The sequence below is a fragment of the Floricoccus tropicus genome, assembly GCF_001832905.1.
GTDB lineage: Bacteria > Bacillota > Bacilli > Lactobacillales > Streptococcaceae > Floricoccus > Floricoccus tropicus.
In genome coordinates this window covers 155,888-179,904 of the sequence record NZ_MKIR01000026.1, presented here as the reverse complement: position 1 = coordinate 179,904, position 24,017 = coordinate 155,888, and the positions used below count along the sequence as shown (strand labels likewise).

Here is a 24,017-nt window from a genome sequence, read left to right as displayed (position 1 = left end):
GAAAAATTATGTGGACATTATTAATTATCTTAGGTCTTGTATTGTTGTTTTTTATAGCAGCTGCAGGAACTCTATTTTATGTAGTTAAGCAACAGACCGTTGCTATTATTGAGCGTTTTGGTAAGTACCATACAACTGCAAGCTCAGGAATTCATGTCAAACTTCCGTTTGGAATTGATAGAATTGCAGCGCGTGTGCAACTTCGTCTCATTCAAAGTGAAATGACTGTTGAAACAAAAACACGTGATAATGTATTCGTTCAAATGAATGTAGCGACTCAATATCGTGTTAATGAACAAAATATTACGGATGCATACTATAAATTGATGAATCCAGTAGAACAAATCAAGTCTTACATTGAAGATGCACTTCGCTCAAGTGTACCAAAATTAACTTTGGATGAACTTTTTGAGAAAAAAGATGAAATAGCTTTAGAAGTACAACATCAAGTGGCAGAAGAGATGGAAACATACGGTTATATGATTGTTAAAACTCTTATTACTAAAGTTGATCCAGATGCTGAAGTTAAACAATCAATGAATGAAATTAATGCAGCTCAACGTAAACGTGAAGCAGCCCAAGAACTTGCTAAGGCTGATAAAATCAAAGTTGTAACAGCAGCCGAAGCAGAAGCTGAAAAAGATAGACTTCACGGGGTTGGTATTGCCGAACAACGTAAAGCGATTGTTGATGGTTTATCAGCGTCAATCCTTGAAATGAAAGAATCTGGAGTTCATATTAGTGAAGATGAAATTATGTCAATCTTATTGACTAACCAATATCTTGATACATTGAATCAATTTGCTGAACATGGAAATTCATCAATTTTCCTACCAGCTAGTCCAGAAGGTGCAGATGATATTAGAACACAAATTCTCTCTGCTCTAAAAGCTACTAAATAAATTAATAAAAAGCAAAACGACTTACTTTGGCAGGTCGTTTTGCTTTGCAATTGTATATATAGTTGATTAAAACAGAAATATTTTCGTTTTACTACGCTGTCGATTACACTTAAATAAGCAAGCTTATTAGTGTAAGTGTCGCAAGACAAGGCACTTCGCTACGCTACGATGTCCATAGAACTTAAATTGCTAAAGCAATTAGTTCTAATGGCGACGAATTGATGATAGAACTAGTATTCATAGAGATGAATCGCTGCGCCATGCTCCGATGTCGATTATACTTTTATAAGCAAGCTTATTAGTATAAATCGCAACGATGTATTAATCTAAGTGACTGTAAAAAAGCAAAACGACTTACTTTGGTAGGTCGTTTTGCTTGTAATTGTATATAAAAAAGACGACTCTTAGAGCCGTCTTGCAAATTTTATTTATTTTTCTTCGTCAGGTGTTAGTACCATTGGAATAATGATTGGATTTCGTTCAGTTTCCTTATAAAGGAAAGGACGAAGGGCATCAGTCATCGCCTTAGCTACTGTAGACTCATTTGAGTTTTCAGCATTTAAAGCTTTACGGATAGCATTGAAGAGTACACGTTGACTACTTCTAATTAGGTCACCTGATCCACGCATGTAGATAAATCCACGGCTTAGAAGGTCAGGACCCGCAAGAATTAATTTTGACTTGAAATCAACAGTCGCAACTGCAAGTACAACACCATCATCAGATAATTCATGACGATCACGAAGTACTGCGTTTCCGATATCTCCAATACCAGATCCATCAACATAAGTATCTTGAGCATTGAAATGACCAGCAGGACGAGCAGTATCTTTTGTTAAGGCGAGTACATCACCATTTTCCATAATAAAGCAATTTTCTTTTGGTACACCTGTATCTTGAGCGAGCCCAGCATGGATTTTTAACATACGGTACTCACCATGAACTGGCATGAAATACTTAGGTTTGATAAGGCGAAGCATAAGTTTTTGCTCTTGTTGTCCGCCGTGACCTGATGTATGGATGTTGTTCATCTTACCATAGATAACCTTAGCACCGGCTTCAGAAATTGAATTGATAAGTTGATTAACTCCATGAGTATTACCAGGAATTGCATTAGATGAAAATACTACTGTATCACCTGGTTGAAGTGTAACCTGTCTATGCATTCCATTAGCAATACGACTAAGGGCTGCCATTGGTTCACCTTGACTACCTGTACACATGATTAACATTTCGTGTCCTGGATATTGGTTTACTTCATGGGGCTCGATAAAAGTTCCTTTTGGAGCTTTTATGTATCCAAGTTCTAGACCATTGACAATAGCTTTTTCCATGCTACGACCAAACACAACAACTTTGCGTCCAGTTTTAACTGCTGCTTCAACAGCCTGCTGTAAACGGAAAATATTTGAAGCAAAACTTGCGAATATAATACGTCCTTCAATTTTTTCAAAGATTTTTAAAATTGACTGACCAACAACTTTTTCACTGTGAGAGAAAGTTGGTATTTCAGCATTTGTAGAATCTGAAAGAAGAAGTAATACTCCTTCGTCACCAAGTTGTGCCATACGGTGTAAATCTGCTGGCTTACCAACTGGTGTAAAATCAAATTTAAAGTCACCTGTAGCGACAATTTTTCCTGGAGGTGTTTGAACAACAACACCAAGTGGTTCTGGAATTGAGTGAGTAGTGTTGAAGAAGCTTATGCTAGTTTTACGGAATTTAATAACGCTGTTTTCGTTAATTTCATATAGAGTAGCATCGCGTAAAAGACCATGTTCTTCAAGTTTACCACGGATAAGGGCAAGTGATAATGGACCTGCATAAATAGGAATATTAGCTTGCTTTAAAAGGAAAGGAATTCCTCCAATGTGGTCTTCGTGACCATGAGTGATAAAGAGACCTTTAATACGATCAATGTTATCAACAATAAAGCTGTAATCAGGTATGACATAGTCAACACCTAACAAGTCGTCTTCTGGGAATTTAATACCAGCATCAATCAGAATAATTTCATCTTGATATTGGATACCATAGGTATTTTTACCTATTTCTCCCAATCCACCGATGGCAAAGACACCGACTTCATTATTCTTAATATTTAGTTTTGTAGACATTCTTTCTCCTGTTTTTATATACGCAAAAAGCATCCTAACTTAGGACTTTTCTGCATTCTTTATTAAAATTTTGTAATCTTGAAACCTTCAGATTCTCTTTCGTATTCTTCAGCATCTTTAGATAGAGCATCAATAAATTCAACATTGTAAGGTGTGTTATCTGCAACTAGTTGACGTACTTCAACGATACCTGTTTTAGCATCTACATTATCAAGTTCAACGTACAGTGATTTAGTTGTTTCACGTTTTGGTGAGCGTAGTTTTGTTTCTTGGTAAAATACTTTAAATAGCATGTTTTATTTCTCCTAAATGTTAAATTTTGTACCACGAGGGTATTTTATTTATAGTTATTAACTATATTTTGCCTGTGCACCTAAAGGTCGCATGATTGCAATTATTACTATAATAGCATAAAATAGTAAGGGTTGCAAAAAGTATAAATTTAAAATAAACAATAAAAAGAATAAGTAAAAGAGGTAGTAATGAAAATCTTAGCATTCGATACATCTTCAAAAGCTCTTTCAGTAGCACTTGTCGAAGATGGAGATATTCTAGGTCAAGTTACCTTAAATATAAAGAAAAATCATAGTATCACTCTAATGCCTACCATTGATTTTCTGATGGCGCAAGTTAGTCTCAAACCAAAAGATTTGGATCGTATTGCAGTAGCAAAAGGTCCAGGGTCATATACAGGACTTAGAATCGCTGTGACAACAGCCAAAACACTGGCCTATAGTTTAGATATTGAACTTGTTGGTGTATCAAGCTTGCAGGCTATGGCAAAGAACCTTGAGACACCTTCACTTGTAGTACCTTTGATGGATGCAAGAAGAAAAAATGTATACGCAGGGGCTTACTTGAATGGAGAATCTGTGATTACAGATAGACACACATCATTTGATGATTTAGTGCCACTCTTGCAAGAAAGAGATGAAGAAATTGTATTTACAGGAGAAGTTGATAATTTTATCGAAGATATTTCAGAAAAACTTCCAAATGCAAGAGTAATTAATGACTCATTATTAAAATTACCTTCGGCCTATCAAATAGCTTTTATCGGAGCAGAAATGGAACCAGTGGAAATTCACACATTTGTTCCAGAATATTTGAAACGCGTTGAAGCAGAAGAAAAATGGCTTGAAACACATCATGAAGATAAAGATACAGGATATATTAACAAAATTTAATCAGCGATTATTTGGTCTCAAAGGATTGAATTTTGATGAAAAAATTGATGGTTTTTATTATTACTTAGCAGAAAAATCAGATATTTTTTATTTACTTGCAATTGAAAGGGACGTTTATGATGGAGATACTCCATGGACTTATAGTCATTTCGAATTTGAGATTGAGAAGAATCCTAATGCAAACTTTTTAATAGCTGCTAAAAATGATAAGCCGATAGCATTTATTGGTACAAGAATAGATTTTCATGAAGATAGTATTCATATTACTAATCTTGCAGTAAAAAAAGAATTCCAGCATAGAGGAATTGCTAAAAATTTTTTAGCTCAGATTGAGGACTTGTGTGAAAAATTAGGAATCAATAAAATTAGTCTAGAGGTGAAGCTAACTAATCAAACAGCTCAAGCTTTATACAGATCAAATGGATTTTCAAGTGAAAAAATTTTACCTGAATATTATGATGATGGAAGTGATGGCTTATGGATGGAAAAAAATTTATTGGATGATGAGGATTGATGAGAGAATTATATATTAAACGAATAAATCCTGATTTAGATTGTTTAAGAGATATAGCGGTCGATGTTCATCTTATTCTAAGTGATGTTTATGATACTCCACCATGGACTTTTGAACAGACATTTTCTGATTTATTAAATTTAGACACTATCTATTTCTTGGCTTATCATGAGGAAAAACCAATAGGCTTTCTGTCAGCGGTGGAAGTAATGGATGAGATTGAAATCACTAATGTTGCGGTTATTCAAAAATTCAGGGGACAAGGAATTTCATCGGATTTATTGAGTCGCCTATTGAAATTTGATGGTACTTTTTTTCTAGAGGTCCGAAAATCAAATGAAGTTGCCAAGAATTTATATAAAAAGTATAATTTTCAAGCTTATCATGAACGAAAAAATTATTATAAAAATCCCACGGAAGATGCAATTTTAATGCGTTTAGAAAGATTATAAAGATGAAAGATAGATATATTTTAGCCATTGAAACGTCTTGTGACGAAACTAGTGTGGCTGTTTTGAAAAATGATGATGATTTATTGTCGAATGTTATTGCTAGTCAAATTGTTAGTCATAAACGATTTGGCGGGGTGGTGCCTGAGGTTGCTAGCCGCCATCACGTAGAGCAAATTACTTTATGTATTGATGAGGCGATGGCTGAGGCTGATATTGACGTTGAACAACTTGATGCTGTTGCTGTGACTTATGGTCCAGGACTAGTTGGAGCACTTTTGGTCGGTGTCGCTGCTGCAAAAGCTTTTGCTTGGGCAAATAGTTTGCCATTAATCCCTGTTAATCATATGGCAGGTCATCTTTGGGCTGCACGCCTAGTTGATGAATTAGAATTTCCACTTCTAGCTCTTTTGGTTTCTGGTGGACATACTGAATTAGTCTATGTTGAAGAACCAGGTTCATACAAAATAGTAGGTGAAACTCGTGATGATGCTGTTGGTGAAGCCTATGACAAGGTTGGTCGTGTAATGGGGCTTACTTATCCAAGTGGACGTAAAATTGATCAACTAGCTCATATTGGCAAGGATATTTACAATTTTCCACGTGCCATGATTAAGGAAAATAATTTAGAGTTCAGTTTCAGTGGACTTAAATCAGCTTTCATTAATCTAAAACATAATGCAGATCAAAAAGGTGAAACCCTATCAAATGAAGATTTATCTGCATCATTTCAAGCTGCAGTTCTTGATATTCTACTTGCAAAAACTAAAAAAGCACTTGCGCAATATCCAGTTAAAAACTTAGTTGTTGCAGGTGGAGTTGCCGCTAACCAAGGACTAAGAGAACGCTTAGCAGAAGAGATTACAGATACCAAAGTTATTATCCCACCATTAAGACTATGTGGAGATAACGCAGGAATGATAGCAGCAGCAAGCGTCTGTGAATACGGAAAAGAAAACTTCGCACCATTAAACCTAAACGCAATCCCTAGCCTGAGCTTTGAAGTTAGTAAGGAGTAATTCGAAGAATTACGAACACTTACGGAAAAGCTCCTCGCCGAACTTAACGAGTTTACGACCAAAGGAAGTAAAGAGTTTAGTGAGTCTGAGAACTTTGAAGTAGCGATTAAAACTAGCAAGTTTACTTGCTTAAGTTTTATCGACATCGTAGCTAATGGAATTAGCGGAGTAGGAGTAATTCGAAGAATTACGAACACTTGCCATTAGAACTAATCGCTTTAGCGATCTAAGTTCTATGGACATCGTAGTGAAGCGAAGTACGGAAAAGCCCTCGCCGAACTTGCCACTGAAACTAGTAAGCTTATTTGCATTTGTTTCAGCGACATCGAAGTACGAGATTGCGATTGAAGTTAGGCATGCCTAAGGGCTTTGAAATAGATTATAAAACCTTTATATACCAGCTCTTTACCAAATGTTATGGGGGTATAAAATATCTGTTCAGTTAATAATAGTTTGGGTAGCACGCTAAACGTGTTACTTTTTTGTTGACAGAGATAAATTTCCTTGTGTAATCATTATTCTTCTCTTAGACATAGCATTATTGTTCGTGGCTTCAAATCTACCATTGCTATAAGGTAGTATTATTGCATTCTGATTTTAGATGATCTAGTTAATGTGGCTGCATAGCAGTACGATTAATATTCTCGATTGATTTATTAATAATCTCTATAGTAAAATTAATGTTATGTTCTCCAATTCTTATTAGATTTCTGATAGAATCATTATTTAGCATATGTCTTTTCTCTTGTAAAAATTTTTTTGTGGCTATCAACTATTCTAGCAGAGAGTTATATTTTTTTATTTACATCAAAAAAGTGTGAATGGTTTTTTACACCCACACTAGAATTATAGAGCTTTTTGAAGTTGTTTTTTTGTAGTATGAACAAATTTCAAAATTAAAATTGGTATTAAATACATTAATATCGTTATGTCAAAATATACTACAATTTCATTAGAAAAATCAAAAGGAGCATTCAACCATTTTTGAATCAGTTCTATCCACAGTGAAATAGTATTTATAGCTATATCACCAATACTAACTGTCGCAGAAGTTCCAGTAATCATATTGCCAAATGCAGTAAAAGTGTAAAAGCCGAAGGTTGACATCATAATCAAAAAAACTAAGATTACAGAATTAATTACAATTAATATCCAAGATAACACTCGTAAAAACTTTGCGAAAAATTCATTCATAAATACCTCCAGGACTTCTTTTTACAAATAAATAACATTTTTTATCTTGTTGAAAGTTCCAAAACTTTAGTTTTTCTTTCCTTATTATTTTTTCTCATATTTACGATATTAGTAAATAATTCATTATAAATCATTTTATATAAACATAATATCAATAGACACCGTATAGTATTTATATAGTTACTACACTTGTTGAGGTTTTTTGATATTTTTTATATTCATTTTCTTTTCTACATTCTATTGCAGGGCAAGGAAAAAAGTGAGAGATAGGGAATGATTGTGTTAAAAAATAGACATATCTTTTTCAGATTTTGGTTCTTCAACTATTTCAGTTAATAAAGGTTTTCCATCTTTGTCAACAATTACAGAAAGCCCGCTATTGGGTACAGCTAAATATTGTACTCCCGTACTTCTGTCTGTAACTATTGAAATATTTTGCAATAATCCTCCACTGATAGTAACTTCAAAACGATCTTTAACTTCTCTAGATAATTGTTTTTGTGTTTTTTTCATAATTTTCTCCTCTTTTTAATGATTATTATTTTTTCCTATAACATTAATATTTTAATTATAGCACGCATTAAAAATAAAAAAATATCAAAAAAGAGCTTGATAGCTCTTTTTAATTAATTATTTATCATTTTTTGTTCTGTTAACATATGCTTGATAAATTATAATACTAATTATTGAGAATCCAATAGGTCCTGCAAGCATCCATATTGTATCTTTTGGACCTGCACCATCAATGATTGGTTGTATAATTGTGAAAACATTGGCACCAAGAACTAATATAAACACGACTGTACTAACAATAACAGTAGTAGAATATGATTTATAAACTTGGAATGGACGATCTAAACCTTCTTTTTTCTTAAATTTAGGGAAAGCATAAATTAAGAATAGGTATGGTAAGGTTATTGAAACATTGGCCATTAAAGTTAATACATTGTAGAATTGTCTAGGGTCACTTGCTCCAAATGAAGCAACAAGGATGATTGTTACTACTAGAGCACATTGAATCCACATTGCGTAACTTGGCATACCATTTTTATTCAATACAGTGAATTTTTTTGGCCATAATTTCTTTGGAGTACCCATTATTAGAGTTTTAAGAGGTGAATAAGTTAAAGAGAAGAAAGCCCCACTATAAGCTAGGAACATACCAAGACCAGTATATCTAGCAAACCAATTACCCATAGTAATTGCAGCTGCCTCTTTAAGACCAATAGCTTTACCAAATTCAAAACCTAAGTTATTCATCATAACATAGCTGATGTTACCAAGGTTAGTTGTTTTACCTGAAAGAACAGTATTCCAATTTGTTGATACTCCCCATAGGAATATACCTAAAGCATAACCTACTGAGATAACTATAGCTGAAATGATAATTGCTCTTGGGAAAGTTTTCTCAGGCTTATCAGTCTTATCAACCATTGCACCCAAAGTTTCAAGCCCACCATAGGCAAAAATTGCAAATACAGCAAACCCAAGCATGGCAAGTGGGCTTTGATAAGCAGGGTTTGGTGAAGACATAATGTGCTCAAATGGCTGAGCTAGCTTACCACCATTGGCAACTAAAATGATTCCTGAAATTACTAATAGCACGGCGTTTAAACTGGTTACAGCTAAACCACCTAGACTCGTAACTTTTACAATTCCTTTGACGCCTTTGATTGAAATAAAGGTAACAGTTATCATCCATAGACATGCCATTAGACCTACAATTTGAGTAGAAGTTAATCCAAACATACTAAGCTTTTGAGTTTGGTCGCTTCCAGCAAATGCGGTTGTTAGTGGAATGAAGACTTTGGATGATGTAGAAACCATCCAAATTACATATGAAGCGAACCACATGAAGGTTGCAACAAATGCAAAACGTGGACTTACACTAACTTCTAGCCATTTATACATCCCACTATTTTCCCCTTTAATTGCTGAACCATATTCAGCCATCATCAGTGCAAATGGAATGAAGAAGAAGATTGCTGCTAGGACATAAAATATTATTGATCCGTAACCCATTAAATAATAGGCAACAGGTCCGTTAGCAAAACCGAATACCGAGGTGAAAATCATTAGAACTAATGCTCCAAGACTCATACCTTTTTGAGTTTTTGACATAAAAACCCTCCCATAATTTTTGTAGAAAATATTGCATAAAAAAAGCATGTGATTGCAATAAATACAAGAAATTTTCCCACTCTATACTTTATAATTAAAAAAAGATAAAAACAAGTAAATTTTTGAAATTATTAAATTAGGACAAATAAAAACATATTAGCTATATAAAAAAACTTCCTGTTAGATTTAATGGGAAGTTTTTTCTGAATTTTTTGTTAATTTCTACGATAATTTTTATGTTTAAGACACCTAAGTTGACATTTCATTACATATCTTAGTCAATATATGATTTTTACTTAATTAGTTCCAGCTACCCATCCAGTAGCGAGTGCAGAAGTGATATTGTATCCGCCAGTGTGTGCATTAATATCTAAAACTTCACCGACAAAATATAGTCCAGGAACGGTTTTCGACTCTAGAGTCTTCGGATTGATATTTTTTAGTTCGACTCCTCCAGCAGTTACAAAAGATTTTTCAAGAGAAAAAGTTTTTTCAATTGCTAGCTCCCAATTCTTAGCTAGGTGAGCAAGTTCTTGCAATTTCTGCTTACTTACTTGTTTAAGAGGAGTTTGCGGTTCAATTCCAACTATATTTAATAAATATAGTAAAACTCGCTCTTGAAATTCACTTTTAAGAGAGTTTTTTATAGCCTTATTCTCATCAAAAGTTAACCATTTTTTTACAAGTTCTTCTTGATTGAGGTTATCAAAGAGATCCAAATATATATTTGTTGGTTCTTTAATATATGTTGATGCTCTGAGTGCAGCAGGCCCTGATAAACCAAAATGAGTGAAAAGAATATCGTGAACAATGGTCTTTTTCCCTACTTTTACAGTCACATCATCCATTGAAATTCCCTGAAGGTCTTTAATTGGTTTATTCATTATTAATGGACTTTCGGAAGGTCTTAGATCAGTAAGTGGAATATCAAATCGTCTTGCAATTTCATGACCAAATCCTGTTGAGCCAGTAGAAGGGTAAGTTTTACCACCAGTAGCTACAATGACACGACTTGCTTGGTATTCTTCCTTATCGCTTGTTTTAACCACGAAAAAATCGCCAGTCTTTTTGACCGAAACAACTTCGACTTTAGTTTTGATGGTAACACCGAGCTCCTTCATTTTATCGATTAGAGCATTGATTATAGTCATTGATTTATCTGTTGTTGGAAACATGCGACCGTGGTCTTCTTCTTTAAGTGGAGTGCCGTTATCCTGGAAGAAGTTTATTATATCTTGGTTATCAAATTGTGAGAATGTTGAATGGAGAAATCTTCCATTACCAGGTATATTTTCGATAATTTCATCGATATTAGCGTTGTTGGTAACATTGCAACGTCCGCCACCAGTCATAGAAAGTTTTTTTCCAAGTCGTCTGTTTTTTTCAATTAGCATTGTTGAATGCCCGTAGTAGCTAGAACCTATAGATGCCATCATACCAGAAGGTCCGCCACCGATTACTATTGTGTCATATTTATTCATGGCTTAATTTTAGCATAAGTTTATTTTATATTCAGCTTTGTTGTATAAAATTGTGCAAACGTTTGAGTGAAAATGTTTACAATATGTTGAAAAATGAATAGAAAAAGGATAAAATTACTGTGAAAGACTAATTTAGTGGATAAGTTCACTAAATAGAAAAAATTTGGAGGATATTATGGCTCATATTAAATTTGATTACAGTAAATTAGCACCATTCGTTGCTGAACATGAACTTGATTATATGCAAAGTCAAGTAACAGCAGCTGATGAATTAATTCGTAAGGGAACAGGTGCTGGTTCTGATTTCCTAGGTTGGTTAGACTTACCTGAAAACTATGATAAGGACGAATTTGCTCGTATTCAAAAAGCAGCTAAAAAAATTCAATCTGATTCAGAAGTTCTTGTAGTTATTGGTATTGGTGGTTCTTACCTTGGGGCACGTGCTGCAATTGATTTCTTAAATAATTCATTTGTAAACCTACAATCTAAAGAAGAACGTAAAGCACCGCAAATTCTATACGCTGGTAATTCAATTTCTTCAACTTATTTATCTGACTTAGTTGAGTATGTTACTGATAAAGAATTCTCTGTAAATGTAATTTCAAAATCTGGGACTACAACAGAACCTGCTATCGCTTTCCGTGTATTTAAAGAACTTTTAGTTAAGAAATATGGTAAAGAAGAAGCTAATAAACGTATTTATGCTACAACTGATAAATCTCGTGGAGCAGTTAAAGTTGAAGCTGATGCTGAGGGATGGGATACTTTTGTAGTTCCAGATAACGTTGGTGGACGTTTCTCTGTTCTTACTGCTGTTGGACTTCTTCCAATCGCTGCAAGTGGGGCTGATATTAAGGCACTTATGGATGGAGCTAATGCTGCACGTAAGGAATATACGTCTGATAAGATTTCAGAAAATGAAGCATACCAATATGCAGCACTTCGTAATATTCTTTATCGCAAAGGATATGCAACTGAAATTCTTGCAAACTATGAACCAAGCCTACAGTACTTCTCAGAATGGTGGAAACAACTTGCTGGGGAATCTGAAGGTAAGGATCAAAAAGGAATTTATCCAACTTCAGCAAACTTCTCAACAGACTTACACTCTCTAGGACAATTCATCCAAGAAGGTGCTCGCATCATGTTTGAAACAGTTGTTCGTGTTGATAAGCCTACAAAAAATATCACAATTCCTAGTCTAGATGAAGACTTAGATGGTCTTGGATATCTTCAAGGTAAAGATGTGGACTACGTTAATAAGAAAGCCGCTGACGGAGTATTACTTGCTCATACAGACGGTGGAGTTCCAAATATGATCGTAAATCTTCCTGAACAAGATGAATTTACATTAGGTTATGCAATCTATTTCTTTGAAATTGCAATTGGACTTTCTGGTTACTTGAATGCTATTAATCCATTTGACCAACCAGGAGTTGAAGCATATAAGAAAAATATGTTTGCATTACTTGGTAAACCAGGATATGAAGAATTAGGTAAAGAATTAAATTCTCGCCTATAATCAAAATTATAAAGAAAAGGGATGGGCTTTCGGTTCATCCTTTTTTCTATGAATGCACTTTTCTTAAAGAATGGTGCATTTTTTCTTTTTAAGGAATCTTAAAGTTTGGATTAAGTTTTAAGCAAGTTTGGTGAAAGGTTTGATAAAGCTTTGTGAATTATTATTAATACAAATAAAATAACAAAAAGGAGCAAGGCTTATGAAATTAAAGAATGTTTTTCAAAGGCGAGAGGTCAAATATACTTTATCTTTTGAGCAATATGAAAAGTTAAGGATGCTTACAAAAGATAAACTTTTTGAAGATCAATATGGACTTCATACTATATATTCACTTTACTATGATACTGATAATTTTGACATGATAAGAAAATCAATTGAAAAACCTGATTACAAGGAAAAATTTCGCATACGATCATATGGATTACCCACAGCCGAATCAAATGTGTATTTGGAAATCAAGAAGAAAGTAAACGGTATAGTCTACAAAAGACGTGTCGAACAACCTTATTCAGCTTTGAATTTAATTGATACTTATACAGCACTAGAAAATCCCTTCCAAAGTAAAAAAAGTCAAGTGAATCGTGAAATAACTTATCTTTTCAGCCAGCAGGTTTTAGAACCAAAGGTTTTGATTGCCTATGACAGGAAAGCTCTCTACACACCTGAGGACGGAAATTTTCGTGTAACTTTTGATTTTAACATTCGCTATTCTTTAGATGAGTTAGATTTTCAAGAAGATGGAATGAGAGGTGTAAGCCCAGATGTAGACGTACTTATGGAGGTCAAGAGTTTGGCTAGTTACCCACTTTGGTTTTCAAAAGCACTGAGCGAGATTGGAGCTTTTAAGGCTAGTTATTCCAAATATGCACGGGTTTATAAGGATTTTATAGTTCCACGCGAAAATTTTAAGGAACTGGATAGAAAAATAGAAGATATAGGAGAGAAAGCTTATGCTTAATACGTTAATTGGAGTCGGGGTATCTATTGCCCTAGGTTTACTGGTAGCTTTGGTACATACTTACCGCAATGTTTATAGTAAAAATTTTATTATCACCTTAGTTGCCCTACCGGTTCTTGTTCAGCTAGTAATAATGCTTGTCAATGGCAATCTTGGTACGGGAGTAGCCGTCATGGGAGCCTTCTCCCTTATTCGATTTAGGTCGGTTGCAGGTGGTGCGCGTGAGATAACAAGTGTTTTCTGGTCGATGGCGATAGGACTTGCTACAGGAACGGGTGCCTATATGGAGGCAGCTATATTTTCAGCAATCACAGCACTTTTAATCATTACTTTAAATACTCTCAGGTTCGGTGAGCAAAATAAAGTTGCCGAGCGTACACTTAAAATAACTATTGCTGAGGATTTGGATTTTCCAGGTATATTTGATGCAATACTAAATAAGTTTACCTATCAATTTGATAATGAATCAGTAAAGACTACAAATATGGGAAGTTTGTATGAGCTTCGCTACAATATCAAATTAAAAAATATTGAAGATGAGAAAAAGCTCATTGATGAAATTAGAGTTCGAAATGGGAATTTACCTGTTTCCTTAGGCAGATTAGCACAGAATAGTGAGGTATTATAATGTCAGCAAATAAATTAAAGAAAATTATGGTTTTACTAAGTTCAAGCTTGCTTTTAGCGGCTTGTTCCAACAATTCTTCAGCAACAAGCACGAAGACAAGTTCAAGTCAGACAGCAACTGTTCAAAATGTGTCTACAAATAGTAAAGTAGATGAAAGTAATGCAACAACTATTGATTTATCAAAAGAAACTGGTAAAACTGTTGAAATTACTAAGGATGGAATATATATCTTAACTGGAGAATATAAAGGTCAGATTCATATCAAAGCTGATAAGTCTGAAGTAACAATTATTCTTAAAAATGCTAAGATTTCCTCTGATTCTGGGCCAGCCATATATTCAGAAAGTGCATCTAAAACAACCATCTCACTTGTTGGTGAAAACTATCTTTCTGATTCAAGTAATTATCCAACAACCGATGATGCACCAAATGCGACTTTATATGCTAAAAATGATTTAGTACTGACAGGTGAAGGATCATTATCTGTAAAATCAAACTATAAAACAGCCATCCGATCAAAAGATATAGTAACAATTGATAGTGGAACGTACTCAATTGAGAGTACAACAGATGCAATTAAGGCAACTGACCAAGTAATTATTAATGGTGGTAAAATCGATATTAAGTCAGGAAGTGATGGAATTCAAGCTACTAGCACAAAAGATGGTAAGGGAATAATTACAATTAAAGACGGTGAAATTAATATTTCAGCTGAGAAAAAGGGACTCAAAGCTTCTAAAACGCTTAATGTAGAAGGTGGTACAACAAATATCGCTAAATCATATGAAGGTTTTGAGGCAGAAGTTATTAATATTAAAGGCGGTAAAAATACCATTATTGCTTCGGATGATGGAATAAATGCTTCATCATCAACTTCGGATTCTGATGCTAAAGATACAAAATCAACTAATAGTAAAACTAATGATAAGGCTGATAAAGATCAAGATATGCAAAAATCAGATGGACAAACACCACCTGATGAAGGAGGACAAGGAGGTCCTGATATGAATGATGGTATGCCAGGTGGTGGTGATGAGGTTGATGAAAATCTTATTATTAACATTACTGGTGGAAGTACGACCGTTAAAGCAAGCGGAGATGGAATTGATAGTAATGGTAATGTAAATATGTCAGCAGGGACTCTCATTGTTGAACAAAATGGTGATGGTGATGCTCCTCTTGATTTCAATGGTGAGTTTAATCAATCAGGAGGTACCCTTTTAGCAATGGGTTCATCAAGCATGGCACAAACAACTAAAGGAAGTCAGGCAGGTCTTGCTGTATACGAAGAATCCAGTGGTAAGATTACCGTTGAGGATGGCAAAGATACATTGACTTACACACCATCAAATTCTTACAGTTTCCTCTTTGTTTCAACTCCCAACATGAAAAATGGAAGCAGTGTGAAAATTAATAGTAAAGAATATAAGCTAACTGATACCATCACAACTAGTGGACAAGCAAATAACCAAATGGGAGGTATGGGTCAAGGTGGAGGACCTGGTGGTCGTAGATAATGAAAGGTGAACTTTATGGTAAGAAAAACAAACAAAAAAGTAAAACCCTTGTGGAAAAAGCTGACAATAGTTTTGGCAACATTGATTTTTATAACTAGTAGTGCTCTAGCGATATTTTTTAAAACAGATGTTTTTGCAAATCAGCGTGATTTATGGGTTCAAACAGCCATGAATACTTCAAATCATAAATGGCTTGCAAGGAGCTTCCTTAGTGAAAATGAAATAAATACTATTTTGGCTAAATATAAGGTTGAAAATACGAGCAAGTCAAATAGTGAGGCAGTCTCTTTAAGCACTGCTTCACCAAAAATAAGCACTTCATCTACTGATGAAAATAATACTTCTATCAAAGAAATTAGTGGCTCTACTTATAAGGGTTATGTTGTTACAATTAAGGATCCATCAACGGTCAAGTTAGTAAATACTTTAACGTCATCTGGTGGTGGGACTAAACTTTCAGATACGGTTGCAAATAATTCTTACAAGGTCGCTTTAAATGCTGCGGGCTTTGACTTTGACCGTGCTAGTGAATCAACTGGTGACCAGGCATTAGATTCTTTAACAATTATTGATGGTAAGCTTCTATATGGAGATAAGGACACTTCTTATCAAATGATAGGAATGACTTCGGAAGGAAAACTTGTCTTGGGTGACTATACTTATCAAGAAGCGATTGATGCTGGAATTGATGATGCTATATCATTTGGGCCATATCTTTTGGTTAATGGAGAAAAACAAGTAACTGAAAAATCTACAGGTGGATACCAACCTCGAACGGCTATTGGACAAGCTGCTGATGGGACTTTCTTCTTTGTTGTTATTGAAGGTCGTTCGTCATCAAGTGTTGGAGCTACACTTTATGATTTACAAGAAATCATGGAAAATCTTGGCGCAGTCAATGCTACTAATCTTGATGGTGGTGGATCAAGCGAGATGTACTATGATGGTGAACTTGTAAATAATTTGAGTAACGGTAAAGAAAGAGAATTACCTAATGCTTTCGTAGTAAGCAAGTAGATAACAAAGAGCATGAAAAAAGCTATCAGAATTTATAAATCTGATAGCTTTATGCTGTATTAATTTTCCATATAACTTACAAAATCAAAGTCTTTTAAGCCTGCATTTAGTGCGATTAAAAGTTTAATGCGCGCCTTTTGAGAATTAACTTCGCGACTAAATAATACGCCATCACTGTGAAGTTGAACACCCCCACCTTCATAGCTATATACCGGTTCAGCGATACCATTAAAGCAACGAGATACAAGAATAACTGGGATTTTGTTTTTTAAAATTCTATCAAGACTTCTAGCAGCAAGTGGTGGAAGATTTCCAGCCCCAAGTGCTTCAATTACTAAGCCGTCAAGTCTATCCAAATCAAGTAAATCAATAAGTTCACCTGTCATACCAGCATATGCTTTTATAATCGGAACATTTCCTTTAACACTATCAATATCAATATGCTTATCTTCGTGTTCATTTTGGAAATATAGAATATGATTTTTTGTTAAAAGCCCAAGAGGACCGTGCGTTGGTGTTTGGAAAGTTGAAACGTTAGTCGTATGAGTTTTAGTAACAAAACGAGCTGAGTGAATCTCGTCATTCATAACTACCAAAACTCCTCGGTTTGCTGAATTATCATCTGCAGCTACACGAATAGAGGTTAAAAAGTTATACGTTCCGTCACTTGCAATTTCATTGCTTGAACGCATAGCGCCTGTAACTACTATCGGTTTCCCTCTCTCAATTGTTGAATCAAGGAAGTAGGCAGTTTCTTCCAAAGTGTCTGTTCCATGGGTAATTACAACCCCATCAATATTTTCATCAGAAAATGCTTTCTTAATTCTTCTTTTGAGTTCTAGCATATCTTCTAGTGTTACTTGTGGACTTGGTAAATTAAAAAAATCCTCAACTATCAGATTTACATTGTCTAGATCGACTTGTATATTGTTCATAGGATTTATTTGATCGGGTTTTACATTTCCGCTTTCGTCTTCAAGCATTGAAATAGTACCACCCGTATGTAATACAAGAATATTTTTCATTTTGATTCCTTTGATATTAGTCTTTTAAGTGAAATATTTTTATAAAAATTGTATAATAATTACTAGACTAATTCAAGCAAACAAATTTCTATTATGGGGAGAACAGATGGATACGAAAGCAGTATTTTTTGATTTAGATGGTACATTATTCACTAGCACTAGGAATATTTTGCCAAGTACTAAAAGAGCAATTGCAGAACTCAAAGAAAGAGGTATTCTTGTTGGGGTTGCAACTGGACGCGGTCCTGCTTTTGTTATTCCAATAATGGAAAATCTTCAACTTGATTTTGCTATTACATATAATGGTCAGTATATATTTTCACCATCAGAAACTATCAGTACAAGACCGATTGATAAAAAAAGTTTAAGAGAGATATTAGCATATTCAAGGAAGAATCATAGAGATGTTTCTTTTGGAGGTGCAGATGGAATGTTGGGAAGTGGTCTAATTAAGTTTGGTGAAACGAGAACGGCTCAGTTTGTTAACCATATTTTACCTGGACAAATTTCTAACAGTCTAAAAGATACCTTTAAAAACTTTGTAAGAAAAGTTAAACCACAACGCATGGATTTGGAAAAAATTATTCGCCAACCTGTTTATCAAGTGGTAATGGTAGCGACAGAGGATGAAACTCCTGAACTTGAAGCGAACTTTAAAAATGTTACTATCACAAGAAGCAATCCATATTCTGTAGATATAATAGCAAAAAACAATTCAAAGCTTAATGGTATTGCAAAAGTTGGAGAAAAATATGGCTTTACTCTAGAGAATGTAATGGCATTTGGGGATAGTAATAACGACATAGAAATGATTGGTGGTGTTGGCATAGGTGTGGCTATGGGAAATGGTACCCATCAAGTTAAACAAGTAGCCAGTTATGTAACGGATACAAATAATCAAGATGGAATAGCAAAAGCTATTGCCCACTATGGACTTATTAATTTTTATGATCACGAAACCTTCCGTAGTCGTGATGAGGAATTCAACAAAGCTAAAGATTTCCATAAATTAATGGATGGAAAGACTCAAGAAATTCCAAGAGTATTTTCAGCATCAGAAGCAAGTAATCGTGTTGACTTTAAGGTAGAGGAAATGGTTGAGTTTCTTTATGCAGCAACAAAAGGAGATGAAGAATCTTTTGAAACTATAACTGAAAAAATGAAAACGGATATTGATAAGGCAAAACAAAAAGTTATTTCTAAAAATAAAAATATCGATGATGTTTTGACAAATGAAGTAGACGCTTTGACTGATATGCTTTATCTTACTTATGGAAGTTTTGTTTTAATGGGTGTAGATCCTGCTGAGATATTTGATGCTGTACATCGTGCTAATATGGGGAAGATATTCCCAGATGGAGAGGCACATTTTGATGAAGTTACACATAAGGTTTTAAAACCTAGTAACTGGGAAAAAGAATATGCTCCTGAAGAAAGGATCAGATTTGAGCTTGAAAGACAGAAGAAAGTTGCGACGAAAAAAGCAAGTAGATTAGGCTAGAAATTAATTCTAGTCTTTTTGATAGATTGAAAAACAACTATGAAAATGTTATAATGGCACGAGTATTATACACTAGGAGAGAAAATGGCTAATAATATTGTAAGAAAACTTATTGAGAATGATAAGCGTGAAATAAAAAGACTAGATAAGCAAGCTAACGAAGTTGAAAAATATGCTGATGCAATGGCTGCTTTGACTGATGAAGAATTAAAGGCGAAGACACCAGAGTTTAAGCAACGATACCAGAATGGTGAAACTTTAGACGAACTTTTACCCGAAGCTTTTGCTGTTGTTCGTGAAGGAGCAAAACGTGTTTTAGGTCTTTATCCATATCATGTTCAAATTATGGGGGGAATAGTTCTTCATAATGGTGATGTACCAGAGATGAGAACAGGGGAAGGTAAAACCCTTACTGCAACAATGCCTGTATATCTTAATGCAATTAGTGGTGAAGGTGTGCATGTAGTAACAGTAAATGAATATTTATCAACTCGTGATGCAACTGAAATGGGTGAGTTATACAACTGGTTAGGACTCTCAGTTGGTATTAACTTGAATGCAAAATCACCTGAAGAAAAGAGAGAAGCATATAACTGTGATATCACTTATTCAACAAACTCAGAATTAGGATTTGATTATCTTCGTGATAATATGGTTACACAGACAGAAGAATTAGTTCAACGTGATTTGAATTTTGCTCTTGTTGATGAGGTCGATTCAATTCTTATTGATGAAGCCAGAACACCTTTAATTATTTCAGGACAATCTGAAGGCTCTAGTGCTCTTTATGCAAGAGCTGATATGTTCGTGAAATCATTAGCTGATGAAGACTACATTATCGATTTACAATCAAAAACTATTTCTCTTACTGAGAGTGGGATTGATAAGGCAGAGTCATATTTTGCCTTAGATAATCTGTATGATCTTGAAAATGCGGCACTCACTCATTATATTGATAATGCATTAAGAGCAAACTTCATAATGATACTAGATTTAGATTACATGGTTGATGAAAATCAAGAAGTTCTTATAGTTGACCAATTTACAGGTCGTGCCATGGAAGGCCGTCGTTATTCAGATGGACTTCACCAAGCTATTGAAGCTAAAGAAGGTGTACCTGTTCAAGATGAATCTAAGACAATGGCTTCAATTACTTATCAAAACTTCTTCCGCATGTATAAAAAATTGGCAGGGATGACTGGTACTGCAAAAACTGAAGCTGATGAATTTAGAGAAATCTATAATATGCAGATTATCCCAATTCCTACAAATAAGCCTATCAAACGTATTGACCATAATGACCTTTTATACCCAACTCTTCAATCTAAATATAATGCTGTTGTAGAGGATGTTAAAGAACGTCACGAAAAAGGCCAACCCATTCTTATTGGTACTGTTGGTGTTGAAACGAGTGAAATTATTTCAAACCGTCTAACTCAGGCTGGTATTCCTCACGAAGTTCTTAATGCAAAAAATCACTTTAAAGAAGCTGAAATCATCATGAATGCAGGCCAAATGGGAGCAGTTACTATTGCGACAAATATGGCTGGTCGTGGTACAGATATCAAACTTGGTGCAGGTGTTGTTGAACGTGGCGGACTTGCTGTAATTGGTACTGAACGTCATGAGTCTCGTCGTATTGATAATCAGTTACGTGGTCGTTCAGGTCGTCAAGGAGATCCGGGTGAATCAAGATTCTATCTATCGCTAGAAGATGAACTGATGAAGCGTTTTGGTAGTGAGCGAGTAAGTGCTTTCCTCGAAAGTATGAACTTGGCTGATGAAGATGCTATCATTGAATCACGTCTAATCACTCGTCAAGTTGAATCAAGCCAAAAACGTGTTGAAGGTAATAACTATGATTCACGTAAGCAAGTACTTCAATATGATGATGTAATGCGTGAGCAACGTGAGATTATTTATAAGCAACGTAAAGAAGTGATGACTGCAACGAAAGATTTAACGTCGACTCTTCTTGGAATGTTTAAACGAACAATTGAAAGAGAAGTTGCTACACAAACACAAGGCGGAAATACTTTATCTAAAGATTCTATCAATGATCTTTATGAGTTTACAAAAGCCTCTCTTCTTCCTGAAGATTCAATAACTCGTGCAGATTTAGAAGGTAAAACTCCAGAGCAAGTAACGGATTATCTTTATGCTAAAGTTCGTGAACATTATGAAAATCAAATGTCTAAACTTGCTGATGATGAACAAAGATTAAGATTCCAAAAGGCTGTAATTTTACGTGTAGTTGATAGCAAGTGGGCTGATCATATTGATGCTTTAGACCAAATGAGACAATCAGTTGGTTTACGAGGATATGCACAGAATAATCCTTTAGTTGAGTATCAATCAGAGAGCTTTACAATGTTTAATGACATGATTGGTTCAATTGAATTCGATGTGACTCGTCTGATGATGAAAGCGCAAATTCATCAAGAAGCCCCACGTCCAGTATCTCCAAATGTAGTTATGACAGCATCACAAGAAAACATGCTTGTAGATGATAAAGTTGCTAGTGATAAGGATGCATTGAGAGCAGAAGGAATTGACTTTTCACAGGTCAAGAGAAATGATCCTTGTCCTTGTGGAAGTGGTAAGAAATTTAAAAACTGCCATGGAAAAAATTTATAAACTATAATTGAATAAGAAGCTAAAGTAGTGTAATTAATTACACTACTTTATATATAAGTGAAGGGTTTAGAATATTATGACATTTGAAATTATTAGTCCAAAAATTGATGTGGAGAAGGTTAAGGATCTTGGTAAGTTAACAGGAGAAGCTTTAGAAAGAAAAAATCAGAGAGATAAAGAGTTAGAAGCTATCATTAAGGGTGAAGATAATCGTATACTACTTGTTATTGGACCTTGTTCTAGTGATAATGAAGAAGCAGTTCTTGATTATGCAAATAGATTAGCGGCCTTACAAGAAAAAGTTAAGGAAAAAATATTCATTGTAATGCGAGTATATACTGCTAAACCAAGAACAAACGGTGACGGGTATAAAGGATTAATACATCAGCCTGATGTTGAAGGATTGCCAAATTTGATTAATGGTATTAAGGCAGTACGTGACCTTCACTATCGAGTCATTACAGAGACAGGCTTGACAACTGCTGATGAAATGCTATATCCAGAAAACCTACCATTGGTGGACGATTTGGTAAGTTACATTGCAATAGGAGCTCGTAGTGTCGAAAATCAACAACACCGATTTGTAGCAAGTGGAATTGATATGCCAACTGGGATGAAAAATCCGACAAGTGGTAATCTTAAGGTGATGTTTAACGGTATCTATGCAGCTCAACATTCTCAAGAATTTTTATATTCAAGTTCAGAAGTGAAGACTTCTGGTAATCCATTAGCACATGCAATATTACGTGGCGGATTAAAAGAAGATGGAAGATATGTTCCAAATTACTATTATGATAATTTATTACATGCCATTGAAATGTATGAATCATCAAATTTAAAAAATCCATTTATTATGATAGATACTAACCACGATAATAGTGGTAAAAGATATATGGAACAAATTAGAATTGTTCGACAAACGTTAATTAATCGTGAATGGAATGAAAAGATAAATAAATATGTTCGTGGATTTATGATTGAATCATATATTGAAGACGGACGTCAAGATCATCCTGATACATATGGTAAATCAATCACTGATCCATGTCTTGGATGGGAAAAAACAGAAGATTTAGTACTAGAAATTTTTGAACATGAAAATAATCTGGTAAAATAGTGAAGAAAGTAGTACATTATTTGTACTACTTTAATATTTTTTAGAATGAGGAATTTATATATATTATGACGTTTGAAGTTACAAGTCCCAAGATAGATATGAAAGAAGTAAAAAATCTTGGTAAGTTAAAAGGGCAAGAGTTAGAAAAGAAGCTACAAAGAGATAAAGAACTAGAAGCTATAATTAAAGGTGAAGATGATAGATTACTTTTAATAATTGGTCCATGTTCAAGTGATAATGAAGAAGCAGTGTTAGATTATGCACATCGCTTAGCTAAATTACAAGAAAAAGTTAAAGATAAAATCTTTATGGTAATGCGAGTTTATACGGCTAAACCTAGAACTAATGGAGATGGATATAAGGGATTAATTCATCAACCCAATATTAATGCTCTTCCAAATTTAATAAATGGTATAAAGGCAGTTCGTGATTTACATTATAAAGTTATCACTCAAACAGGTCTAACAACTGCTGATGAAATGTTATACCCAGAAAATTTATCATTGATTGATGATTTGGTAAGCTATCATGCAATTGGTGCTCGAAGTGTTGAAAACCAACAACATAGATTTGTGGCAAGTGGAATAGATGCACCAACTGGTCTAAAAAATCCGACAAGTGGTAATCTTAAAGTAATGTTCAATGGTATCTATGCAGCCCAACATCCTCAAGAATTTCTATTTTCAGGGACTGAGGTTAAAACTTCAGGAAATCCATTAGCCCACGTTATTTTACGTGGTGGACTAAAGGAAGATGGTCGTTATGTACCTAATTACTACTACGATAACCTTCTACATACTATAGATATCTATGACAAAATGAACTTAAAGAATCCATTTATTGTAATTGATACAAATCACGATAACAGTGGTAAGCAATTTATGGAGCAAATTAGAATAGTTCGTCAAACATTGATCAATCGTGATTGGAATGAAAAAATAAGAAAATCAGTTCGTGGATTTATGATTGAAAGTTACATTGAAGATGGTCGACAAGATCATCCTGAAGTCTATGGAAAATCAGTTACGGATCCTTGCCTTGGATGGGATAAGACAGAGGCTTTAGTAATGGAAATTTTTGAAAACGAAAGCAAAGTAGATTAGTTTAATCT

General features: G+C 34.4%; 21 protein-coding genes. 14 read left to right on the top strand and 7 right to left on the bottom strand.

The genetic code is table 11. From position 1 onward, the window contains the following. The first annotated feature begins 8 nt into the window (after positions 1 to 8). On the top strand, positions 9 to 902 hold the full coding sequence (locus BG261_RS10685) for an SPFH domain-containing protein (RefSeq protein ID WP_083318330.1): 894 nt from the start codon (positions 9 to 11) through the stop codon (positions 900 to 902). A 428-nt stretch (positions 903 to 1,330) separates the two neighbouring features. Here the strand turns inward: BG261_RS10685 and rnjA are convergent, their stop codons facing one another. Together rnjA and BG261_RS10675 are read right to left on the bottom strand one after the other, a co-directional pair. Beyond that, a complete protein-coding gene (rnjA, locus tag BG261_RS10680; RefSeq protein WP_070793313.1) occupies positions 1,331 to 3,019 on the bottom strand; it encodes a ribonuclease J1 in 1,689 nt (562 codons plus the stop codon). Between the two features lie 62 nt (positions 3,020 to 3,081). After that, positions 3,082 to 3,312 carry a DNA-directed RNA polymerase subunit epsilon gene (locus BG261_RS10675; protein WP_070793312.1) on the bottom strand — a complete coding sequence of 77 codons (231 nt, stop codon included), beginning with the start codon at positions 3,310 to 3,312 and terminating at the stop codon, positions 3,082 to 3,084. 189 nt (positions 3,313 to 3,501) lie between these two features. On the opposite strand from BG261_RS10675, the gene tsaB reads away from it, so the two are divergent. Genes tsaB through tsaD form a run of 4 tightly spaced genes read left to right on the top strand, consistent with a single transcriptional unit; the run spans position 3,502 to position 6,188 of the window. After that, positions 3,502 to 4,206 (top strand): tRNA (adenosine(37)-N6)-threonylcarbamoyltransferase complex dimerization subunit type 1 TsaB, encoded by a 705-nt coding sequence (tsaB, locus tag BG261_RS10670; protein ID WP_070793311.1) that lies wholly within the window; start codon positions 3,502 to 3,504, stop codon positions 4,204 to 4,206. Further along, positions 4,169 to 4,720, top strand: coding sequence for a ribosomal protein S18-alanine N-acetyltransferase (gene rimI, locus BG261_RS10665; RefSeq protein ID WP_070793310.1), 552 nt, complete (start codon positions 4,169 to 4,171; stop codon positions 4,718 to 4,720). The genes tsaB and rimI (BG261_RS10665) overlap by 38 nt, the downstream gene beginning before the upstream one ends. Further along, entirely contained in the window at positions 4,720 to 5,172 is a 453-nt protein-coding gene (gene rimI, locus BG261_RS10660; RefSeq protein ID WP_070793309.1) for a ribosomal protein S18-alanine N-acetyltransferase, read from the top strand. The genes rimI (BG261_RS10665) and rimI (BG261_RS10660) overlap by 1 nt, the downstream gene beginning before the upstream one ends. A 2-nt stretch (positions 5,173 to 5,174) precedes the next feature. Continuing rightward, complete coding sequence (gene tsaD, locus BG261_RS10655; protein WP_070793308.1) at positions 5,175 to 6,188, top strand: tRNA (adenosine(37)-N6)-threonylcarbamoyltransferase complex transferase subunit TsaD; 1,014 nt, start codon at positions 5,175 to 5,177, stop codon at positions 6,186 to 6,188. 846 nt (positions 6,189 to 7,034) lie between these two features. Here the strand turns inward: tsaD and BG261_RS10650 are convergent. From BG261_RS10650 to BG261_RS10635, 4 genes are all read right to left on the bottom strand, one after another. Further along, positions 7,035 to 7,382, bottom strand: a complete 348-nt coding sequence (locus tag BG261_RS10650; RefSeq protein ID WP_070793307.1) for a hypothetical protein — start codon at positions 7,380 to 7,382, stop codon at positions 7,035 to 7,037. Positions 7,383 to 7,664: 282 nt separating this feature from the next. Continuing rightward, complete coding sequence (locus BG261_RS10645; protein ID WP_070793306.1) at positions 7,665 to 7,895, bottom strand: DUF6440 family protein; 231 nt, start codon at positions 7,893 to 7,895, stop codon at positions 7,665 to 7,667. Between the two features lie 117 nt (positions 7,896 to 8,012). Further along, positions 8,013 to 9,503 carry a glutamate/gamma-aminobutyrate family transporter YjeM gene (yjeM, locus tag BG261_RS10640; RefSeq protein ID WP_070793305.1) on the bottom strand — a complete coding sequence of 497 codons (1,491 nt, stop codon included), beginning with the start codon at positions 9,501 to 9,503 and terminating at the stop codon, positions 8,013 to 8,015. A 296-nt stretch (positions 9,504 to 9,799) separates the two neighbouring features. Next, positions 9,800 to 10,984, bottom strand: a complete 1,185-nt coding sequence (locus BG261_RS10635) for a BaiN/RdsA family NAD(P)/FAD-dependent oxidoreductase (RefSeq protein ID WP_070793304.1) — start codon at positions 10,982 to 10,984, stop codon at positions 9,800 to 9,802. A gap of 175 nt (positions 10,985 to 11,159) precedes the next feature. Between BG261_RS10635 and BG261_RS10630 the strand changes: the two genes are divergently transcribed. The 5 genes from BG261_RS10630 (at position 11,160) to BG261_RS10610 (ending at position 16,626) form a co-directional block, all read left to right on the top strand. Beyond that, a complete protein-coding gene (locus tag BG261_RS10630) occupies positions 11,160 to 12,506 on the top strand; it encodes a glucose-6-phosphate isomerase (protein ID WP_070793303.1) in 1,347 nt (448 codons plus the stop codon). 199 nt (positions 12,507 to 12,705) lie between these two features. Continuing rightward, a complete protein-coding gene (locus tag BG261_RS10625) occupies positions 12,706 to 13,464 on the top strand; it encodes a polyphosphate polymerase domain-containing protein (protein WP_070793302.1) in 759 nt (252 codons plus the stop codon). Then, positions 13,457 to 14,092: a DUF4956 domain-containing protein gene (locus tag BG261_RS10620; RefSeq protein WP_070793301.1), complete on the top strand. Its 636-nt coding sequence runs from the start codon at positions 13,457 to 13,459 to the stop codon at positions 14,090 to 14,092. The genes BG261_RS10625 and BG261_RS10620 overlap by 8 nt, the downstream gene beginning before the upstream one ends. Further along, complete coding sequence (locus BG261_RS10615; protein WP_070793300.1) at positions 14,092 to 15,609, top strand: carbohydrate-binding domain-containing protein; 1,518 nt, start codon at positions 14,092 to 14,094, stop codon at positions 15,607 to 15,609. The genes BG261_RS10620 and BG261_RS10615 overlap by 1 nt, the downstream gene beginning before the upstream one ends. Before the next feature lie 15 nt (positions 15,610 to 15,624). Then, a complete protein-coding gene (locus BG261_RS10610) occupies positions 15,625 to 16,626 on the top strand; it encodes a phosphodiester glycosidase family protein (RefSeq protein WP_070793299.1) in 1,002 nt (333 codons plus the stop codon). A gap of 59 nt (positions 16,627 to 16,685) precedes the next feature. Here the strand turns inward: BG261_RS10610 and BG261_RS10605 are convergent, their stop codons facing one another. Then, positions 16,686 to 17,651, bottom strand: coding sequence for an asparaginase (locus BG261_RS10605; RefSeq protein WP_070793298.1), 966 nt, complete (start codon positions 17,649 to 17,651; stop codon positions 16,686 to 16,688). Positions 17,652 to 17,757: 106 nt separating this feature from the next. Between BG261_RS10605 and BG261_RS10600 the strand changes: the two genes are divergently transcribed. The 4 genes from BG261_RS10600 to BG261_RS10585 all read left to right on the top strand — a co-directional run bounded on the left by BG261_RS10600 (position 17,758) and on the right by BG261_RS10585 (position 24,009). Beyond that, entirely contained in the window at positions 17,758 to 19,152 is a 1,395-nt protein-coding gene (locus BG261_RS10600; RefSeq protein WP_070793297.1) for a Cof-type HAD-IIB family hydrolase, read from the top strand. Between the two features lie 84 nt (positions 19,153 to 19,236). After that, on the top strand, positions 19,237 to 21,789 hold the full coding sequence (secA, locus tag BG261_RS10595) for a preprotein translocase subunit SecA (RefSeq protein ID WP_070793296.1): 2,553 nt from the start codon (positions 19,237 to 19,239) through the stop codon (positions 21,787 to 21,789). A 76-nt stretch (positions 21,790 to 21,865) separates the two neighbouring features. Next, on the top strand, positions 21,866 to 22,906 hold the full coding sequence (locus tag BG261_RS10590) for a 3-deoxy-7-phosphoheptulonate synthase (RefSeq protein WP_070793295.1): 1,041 nt from the start codon (positions 21,866 to 21,868) through the stop codon (positions 22,904 to 22,906). Positions 22,907 to 22,971: 65 nt separating this feature from the next. Next, positions 22,972 to 24,009: a 3-deoxy-7-phosphoheptulonate synthase gene (locus BG261_RS10585; RefSeq protein ID WP_070793294.1), complete on the top strand. Its 1,038-nt coding sequence runs from the start codon at positions 22,972 to 22,974 to the stop codon at positions 24,007 to 24,009. The last annotated feature ends 8 nt before the right edge of the window (positions 24,010 to 24,017 follow it).

Bases quoted from the DNA above. Each gene is read 5' to 3' on its own strand.
- BG261_RS10635 (WP_070793304.1), bottom strand. From the start codon at position 10,984: ATGAATAAATATGACACAATAGTAATCGGTGGCGGACCTTCTGGTATG.
- rnjA (WP_070793313.1), bottom strand. From the start codon at position 3,019: ATGTCTACAAAACTAAATATTAAGAATAATGAAGTCGGTGTCTTTGCC.
- BG261_RS10605 (WP_070793298.1), bottom strand. From the start codon at position 17,651: ATGAAAAATATTCTTGTATTACATACGGGTGGTACTATTTCAATGCTT.
- BG261_RS10685 (WP_083318330.1), top strand. From the start codon at position 9: ATGTGGACATTATTAATTATCTTAGGTCTTGTATTGTTGTTTTTTATA.
- tsaD (WP_070793308.1), top strand. From the start codon at position 5,175: ATGAAAGATAGATATATTTTAGCCATTGAAACGTCTTGTGACGAAACT.
- BG261_RS10625 (WP_070793302.1), top strand. From the start codon at position 12,706: ATGAAATTAAAGAATGTTTTTCAAAGGCGAGAGGTCAAATATACTTTA.
- rimI (WP_070793310.1), top strand. From the start codon at position 4,169: ATGAAGATAAAGATACAGGATATATTAACAAAATTTAATCAGCGATTA.
- BG261_RS10620 (WP_070793301.1), top strand. From the start codon at position 13,457: ATGCTTAATACGTTAATTGGAGTCGGGGTATCTATTGCCCTAGGTTTA.
- BG261_RS10610 (WP_070793299.1), top strand. From the start codon at position 15,625: ATGGTAAGAAAAACAAACAAAAAAGTAAAACCCTTGTGGAAAAAGCTG.
- BG261_RS10600 (WP_070793297.1), top strand. From the start codon at position 17,758: ATGGATACGAAAGCAGTATTTTTTGATTTAGATGGTACATTATTCACT.
- BG261_RS10645 (WP_070793306.1), bottom strand. From the start codon at position 7,895: ATGAAAAAAACACAAAAACAATTATCTAGAGAAGTTAAAGATCGTTTT.
- BG261_RS10585 (WP_070793294.1), top strand. From the start codon at position 22,972: ATGACGTTTGAAGTTACAAGTCCCAAGATAGATATGAAAGAAGTAAAA.
- rimI (WP_070793309.1), top strand. From the start codon at position 4,720: ATGAGAGAATTATATATTAAACGAATAAATCCTGATTTAGATTGTTTA.
- BG261_RS10590 (WP_070793295.1), top strand. From the start codon at position 21,866: ATGACATTTGAAATTATTAGTCCAAAAATTGATGTGGAGAAGGTTAAG.
- BG261_RS10650 (WP_070793307.1), bottom strand. From the start codon at position 7,382: ATGAATGAATTTTTCGCAAAGTTTTTACGAGTGTTATCTTGGATATTA.
- BG261_RS10675 (WP_070793312.1), bottom strand. From the start codon at position 3,312: ATGCTATTTAAAGTATTTTACCAAGAAACAAAACTACGCTCACCAAAA.
- secA (WP_070793296.1), top strand. From the start codon at position 19,237: ATGGCTAATAATATTGTAAGAAAACTTATTGAGAATGATAAGCGTGAA.
- yjeM (WP_070793305.1), bottom strand. From the start codon at position 9,503: ATGTCAAAAACTCAAAAAGGTATGAGTCTTGGAGCATTAGTTCTAATG.
- BG261_RS10630 (WP_070793303.1), top strand. From the start codon at position 11,160: ATGGCTCATATTAAATTTGATTACAGTAAATTAGCACCATTCGTTGCT.
- tsaB (WP_070793311.1), top strand. From the start codon at position 3,502: ATGAAAATCTTAGCATTCGATACATCTTCAAAAGCTCTTTCAGTAGCA.
- BG261_RS10615 (WP_070793300.1), top strand. From the start codon at position 14,092: ATGTCAGCAAATAAATTAAAGAAAATTATGGTTTTACTAAGTTCAAGC.